The sequence below is a fragment of the Exiguobacterium alkaliphilum 12/1 genome (assembly GCF_000714435.1).
Taxonomy (GTDB): Bacteria; Bacillota; Bacilli; order Exiguobacteriales; family Exiguobacteriaceae; genus Exiguobacterium; species Exiguobacterium alkaliphilum.
Genome location: NZ_JJMW01000020.1, coordinates 1 through 2,997, shown reverse-complemented (window position 1 = coordinate 2,997; position 2,997 = coordinate 1). Strand labels below are relative to the sequence as shown.

Genomic DNA, 2,997 nt, shown 5'->3' with positions numbered 1-2,997 from the left:
AATGTTAACGAGAACTTTAGTTTCCCCAATTTTTTTTATGAAGATAATTCTTTTGGAGATATAGAACAAAATATTTTAATTGATGCAAATAAAATAATCCAAGGAAAGAGATGTATTTTAAATAATATTTTTGATACGAATCTCTCTGAATGGAAAAAAGATTTGAGTAGTGGAAAGGTATATCCGGATAAATTTTATAAAAGAATCAAGGTTGTCGATCTGAAAGACAATTCAGATGTTAAATATGTTTGGGAACAATCTAGACTGCAACATATTCCTACACTTGGGAGGGCATACTTTTTTAAGAAAGACCCAGTTTATTTAAAATACTTCATAGATGAGCTTATGGATTGGATTGAACAAAATCCTTATAAAAAGGGTGTGAATTGGACAAGTGCAATGGAAGTAGCAATTAGATCACTAAACATAATAACTGGTTTGATTTATTTTAATAATTATAATTGTTTACCTAACAAAGAAAAAAAAATTATTGAAAAATCACTTTATGAGCATGGTGAATTTATTTATGGTAATTTAGAGAATTCCAACGGTATTACTGGTAATCATTATATGTCTAATATCATGGGTTTAATTTGGATTAGCTTATATTTTGACAGAGAAGATTCAAAAGTATCTAAATGGATTTCACTCGGAATTAGTGAGTTTAAAAAGGAAATTAAAACTCAATATTTTGATGATGGAAGTAACTACGAAGGAGCTCCAGCCTATCATAAATTAACTTCTGAAATGGTATTTCTTACTATGATAATGTTGAAAGAAAACAATATGAATTTAGATGATAGTTATTGGCACGATATGAAGATGAATATCAACTATTTGATTTCAATGACCAAAGATGATGGTCTTCTACCTCTATTCGGAGATAATGATAGCGGAAGAATTCTTATATTTTCTGATTATTTTAGTATGGATAAACACCTGACTAGTAAAATTATAACACCTTATTATTATGAATTAGGATTGAGAATTAGTCCTTGTAGAAAATATTTTTATAAAGATGAAGAGAATAATGAGTCTAGAATATATTTTAGTGATTCTATTAATAATTTTTTTGAAAAAGGGGGCTATTATAACCTGAAGTGCAATGATTTTTGCATATACATTAGATGCGGTCAATTATCCTTCGGTGGTTTAGGTGTGCATAGTCACAATGATCAGTTGAGTTTTGAGTTAACTTATAGAGGTAAAAATTTTTTTGTGGATGCTGGGACATATCATTATACAAAGAATGTACAAATGAGATCTAAAGATAAGACTACTTCAGTTCATAACACTTTATTTTTAAAAGAGGACGATAAAGTAATTGAACAAAACAATTTCAATGAAATTTATTTATTTGAACTTAAAGAAAAGACTAATTCTTTATGTAAGTATTATGACGAAAGAACCTTTGAAGGTGAGCATTATGGATATAAAGATATAGGAAGAATACATTCAAGGAAATTTGAAGTTAATAATGAAAAAAAAATGCTGAAAATTTATGATGAATTAAAAAGAGTGGAAACAAAAATAAGTAACATTAAGTACCATCCTAACTTAAATTTTTTATTGCATCCAAATGTTGAAGTAGAAATAGTCAACAATTACTCTTTAAATTTAAAGAATGGTAATGAAACTTTAAATATTAGTTCTTCTAAACAAAAGTTAATATTGAATAAAGCAACTTACAGTAAAGCTTATGGAATCATAGAAGATACTTATGCGATAAACATATCAGGATTTCTAGAAAATCATACTTTACAAATAACAGCCTTATAGAAAATTGGTAAAAAACCCATTACTATTTGTATCAATTTTAATTTGTAATAAAAATGGAAGGAGTCAGAATTTATTATGAAAAAAATCGCTATGATAGGAATTCTTCCTCCTCCATATGGAGGAAGGGCAACTTATTTTAAAAAACTGTATAAAAGTTTGAGTGAAATTTATGGAAAAGACAGTATTGATTTATACTTGTTGAACAAAAGTGATAATAGGGAGGTGAATGAAGGAAATAGTAACATCAAATCTATAATTTGGCATACTTTAATAAAAAAGTACGCAATCATTCATTCTAATGACGAAAATTATAAATACATTTTTGTTTTAGGCCTTCTAAAAAAAATTACAAAAACAAAATTGATTTTAACACACCATAGTGTTCGATATAATCCAAAAGAATTTAACAAGTTGAGGTTTTTTATATTTAAAAAAGCAATTAATTACGTAGATTTGAATCTAGTAGTAGGAAATAAAGAATTTAAAGAACTTAGTCGATATATTAGTTCTAATCAAAAGATTGTAGAGATTTCTCCATATATTGAGAGTTTAAATGGTACTAATAAGCCAGCCAAAAAAATAAGTGAACAAAGGAGTTTGACTTTTGGATGGAATGGTGCTGTAAGATTTTTTGAAAATAAAGATCTTTATGGTCTAGATATATGTATAAAATCTTTTTGTAATTTAAAAGCCAGTTTCCGCATGTGAAATTAGTTTTATCCTTACTAGATTTTAAAGATGATCTAATAGGACAATCATATGTAATTGAAATTTTAAAAGTAGTTCCTCAAAGCGTAATAGATGATATAGAGATAATTGAAGATGGAGTGGAACCAGAAATTTTTCGAAATAAAATCGATGTTCTCTTAAGGCCGAATTATTCAGACAGTTTCGGTTTATCTGTTATAGAGTGTCTTAGTGAGGGCATTCCAGTAATAGCCAGTGATGTTTGTATGCGACCAAAAGGGTGCCGAACATTTTCTAATCGCAATGAGCTTGAATTAGAAAATGAATTGCGTTATATGATGAATCATTACAAGGATATTTACAATGAAATAAACAGTTATACTTATAAAGGAAGTCTAAAAGAAACCTTAAAAATATATGAAAACATAATGAACAGGAAAGGGGTAATCTAACTAATTTCTTATGAAAAAATTCTTATTATTCTCTTTAGGTCCAATAGTAAGTCTTGTATTAGGATTTTTGGCTACGCCA

The 2,997-nt window shown here is 27.6% G+C and carries 3 protein-coding genes; all 3 read left to right on the top strand.

What is annotated here, in order from left to right:
• Positions 1–1,779: alginate lyase family protein (locus tag RT52_RS04990; RefSeq protein WP_034815533.1), on the top strand; the 1,779-nt coding region annotated here is incomplete at its 5' end.
• Between the two features lie 75 nt (positions 1,780–1,854).
• Positions 1,855–2,487, top strand: a complete 633-nt coding sequence (locus RT52_RS04985) for a glycosyltransferase family protein (RefSeq protein ID WP_034815531.1) — start codon at positions 1,855–1,857, stop codon at positions 2,485–2,487.
• Positions 2,484–2,918, top strand: a complete 435-nt coding sequence (locus tag RT52_RS16310) for a glycosyltransferase (RefSeq protein WP_156028776.1) — start codon at positions 2,484–2,486, stop codon at positions 2,916–2,918. Before RT52_RS04985 ends, RT52_RS16310 begins: the two co-directional genes overlap by 4 nt.
• Positions 2,919–2,997 lie beyond the last annotated feature (79 nt).